Source organism: Scandinavium sp. M-37 (assembly GCF_043558715.1).
Classification (GTDB): domain Bacteria; phylum Pseudomonadota; class Gammaproteobacteria; order Enterobacterales; family Enterobacteriaceae; genus Scandinavium; species Scandinavium vulneris_A.
Genome location: NZ_JBIGIN010000073.1, coordinates 1 through 2367, shown reverse-complemented (window position 1 = coordinate 2367; position 2367 = coordinate 1). Strand labels below are relative to the sequence as shown.

Annotated in this window: 2 protein-coding genes and 1 pseudogene; all 3 read left to right on the top strand. The window is 60.8% G+C overall.

Going from position 1 to position 2367, the window contains the following annotated elements:
- Positions 1 to 41: 41 nt before the first annotated feature.
- Positions 42 to 1382, top strand: coding sequence for a type VI secretion system baseplate subunit TssK (tssK, locus tag ACG0Z5_RS23680; protein WP_394451596.1), 1341 nt, complete (start codon positions 42 to 44; stop codon positions 1380 to 1382).
- Entirely contained in the window at positions 1379 to 2068 is a 690-nt protein-coding gene (gene tssL / locus ACG0Z5_RS23675; RefSeq protein ID WP_394451594.1) for a type VI secretion system protein TssL, short form, read from the top strand. The genes tssK and tssL overlap by 4 nt, the downstream gene beginning before the upstream one ends.
- Positions 2065 to 2367: pseudogene (locus ACG0Z5_RS23670) on the top strand (OmpA family protein); the annotation flags it as partial. The gene tssL and the pseudogene ACG0Z5_RS23670, both read left to right, overlap by 4 nt.

Here is a 2367-nt window from a genome sequence, read left to right as displayed (position 1 = left end):
CAGATGCCGAAGGCGAAATCATAAGCTAAGGCAGGAAGCCAATGAAAACGGAACAACCGTTATGGGGCAGGGGCCAGATGGTCTCTCCCCAGCACTTCCAGCAACAGGCCGCGTATGCGGCCTGGTCTGCGGAATGCATCGCCCGACTGGGCCTCTCCCATCCCTGGGGGATGATTGATGCCACTTTCGAACCGGATGTACTGAAACTGGGCCGTCTGCAGGCCCGTCATCTGCACATCCGTTTCCCCGACGGCACGCTTATCGACACGGATAATGCCGACTCCCTGCCGCCGGTGCTGGCACTGGAGGGCGAATCACAGGAAGTGGTGGTAGTTCTGGCGCTTCCGCTGCTGCGGGCAAATGGCGGCAACTGCCTTAAACCCGATGAGGTGGCCGAACGCCCTGTGCGCTATCGCCAGCGCTGGCGAGATGTCCGCAACACCTTTGGGGATGATACCCGCCAGATTGCGGTGATGCAGCCAGAGCTGACGCTGCGTTTCGCCCATCAGAACAACGGTGATTACCTGACCTGTCCGGTCGCCCGTCTGCAGCAGGATTCACAGGGGGGCTGGGCACTCGATGAAACCTTTCTTCCGCCACTGCTGGCTCTGCAGGGCAGCCGCTGGCTGGTGACCCAGCTGGAACAGCTGATGACGCAACTGCGTGCCCGTCTGAGTCGCCTGATGGACATGCGTCGTGAAAGTAACGAGCGCATGGCCGATTTTGCCGTGGCGGATGTGTCTCTGTTCTGGCTGCTCAATGCCCTGAACAGCGCAGAACCCGTGCTCGGACAGTTTCAGCGTCACCCGCAAAGTCCACCGGAGCGTCTGTACCCGGAACTGGCACGCCTTGCGGGCAGCCTGCTGACCTTCTCGCTGGAGCACCAGGTGAGTGCCATTCCTGTCTGGCAGCATGAGCAGTTGAATAACGTCTTCCCGCCGCTCTTTGACCTACTGGGCGACCTGCTGGAGGCAAGCCTGCCGTCGCGGGTGGTGGCGATTGAGCTTGAGCATGATGCCCGACTTCACTTCTGGCAGGCCCGTCTGCATGACCCACGCCTGCGCGAAGGGGCGGATTACTACCTCTCCGTGCGTTCACCGATGCCGGTGGCACAGCTGCAGGAACAGTTCCCGCGCCAGTGCAAGGTCGGCAGTCCCGATCATGTCAGGAGTATCGTCAATTCATCACGGGTGGGTGTGCCGCTGACGCCGCTGCGTCATGTGCCGGCCGCCATTCCGCTGCGTCTGGAAAACCAGTATTTCAGCCTCGATGTCTCTCATCCTTTGGCCACCGAAATGCTCCAGGGGGGGACCTGTATGTTTTACGTTCCGGGCATGCTCGGCGAGCCTGAACTTGAACTCTTTGCGGTACTGAGAACATGAGTGAGCGCAAACGCGGCGCGGCCGCGTCTATTGATATTGATGCCCTGCTGCAGGACACCTGGCTGCAGGTGATAAGCCTCCGTCACGGTCCTAAGTTTCAGGATGGAGAAGGGCGCACGTTGTGGGAACGCTGCATTGCTGATGTTGAGCGTGTGCAGCGTGAGTTGAAAGCGAGCGAACTCGATGAAGCCAGCTGCCAGCATATTCTCACTGCACAGTGTGCGCTGCTTGATGAAGCCGTCAAAGGTCGCGGTGTGGAGGATGATGCCTGCGTGCAGTGGTATGACATTCCTCTGCAGGGACACTTCCTCGGCACCATGGATGCCGGTGATACGCTGTGCTCCCGGATGCGCGATGTGCTGCGTGAACCGGCGCCTGATCATGCTGTCGTGACCTGCTTCCAGCGAGTCATGATGCTGGGGTTCCTCGGCGGTTTCCGCTCGCTGAACGATCCGGAGCGCCAGAAACTCGTCAACGCGCTCAGTGAACATGTCACGCCGTTCAGCTATCCGCAGAATCACCCGGTACTGGCAGAAAGCCGTACCGGACGGGGAATGGGCAGCTGGCTGGCGTCATGGCCCGTGCGAATTGGCCTGAGCGTGGTGGTGGTTGCCGCGCTGTGGTGGGGACTGAGCCACTGGCTGGATCAGACACTGCAGACCCTGCTACCGGGAGCCGTGAAATGAGTCCTGCACAACAGCGCGGGCTTGCGCTGTGGGCCGCCCTGCTGAGTGCAGTGGTCTGCCTGGGCTTCCTGCCGGTATCCCGACTGGTTTCTGTGCTTGTTTTGCTTACCGTTCTGGGGCTAATCCTGGCGTTCTGGACTGTCGCCAGTCGTCGTGCGGAGCATGACGTTACCCTGCGTCTGGATGACCTCCCGGAAGCCACTTACCGCCAGCCCGTGGTGCTGGTTTGTGGCGATCTGCCGTTGGCCTGGCCTCAGCAGTCACCGGTGCTTACGGTCACACAGGGCTGTTGGATCCGC

Bases quoted from the DNA above. Each gene is read 5' to 3' on its own strand.
- tssK (WP_394451596.1), top strand. From the start codon at position 42: ATGAAAACGGAACAACCGTTATGGGGCAGGGGCCAGATGGTCTCTCCC.
- tssL (WP_394451594.1), top strand. From the start codon at position 1,379: ATGAGTGAGCGCAAACGCGGCGCGGCCGCGTCTATTGATATTGATGCC.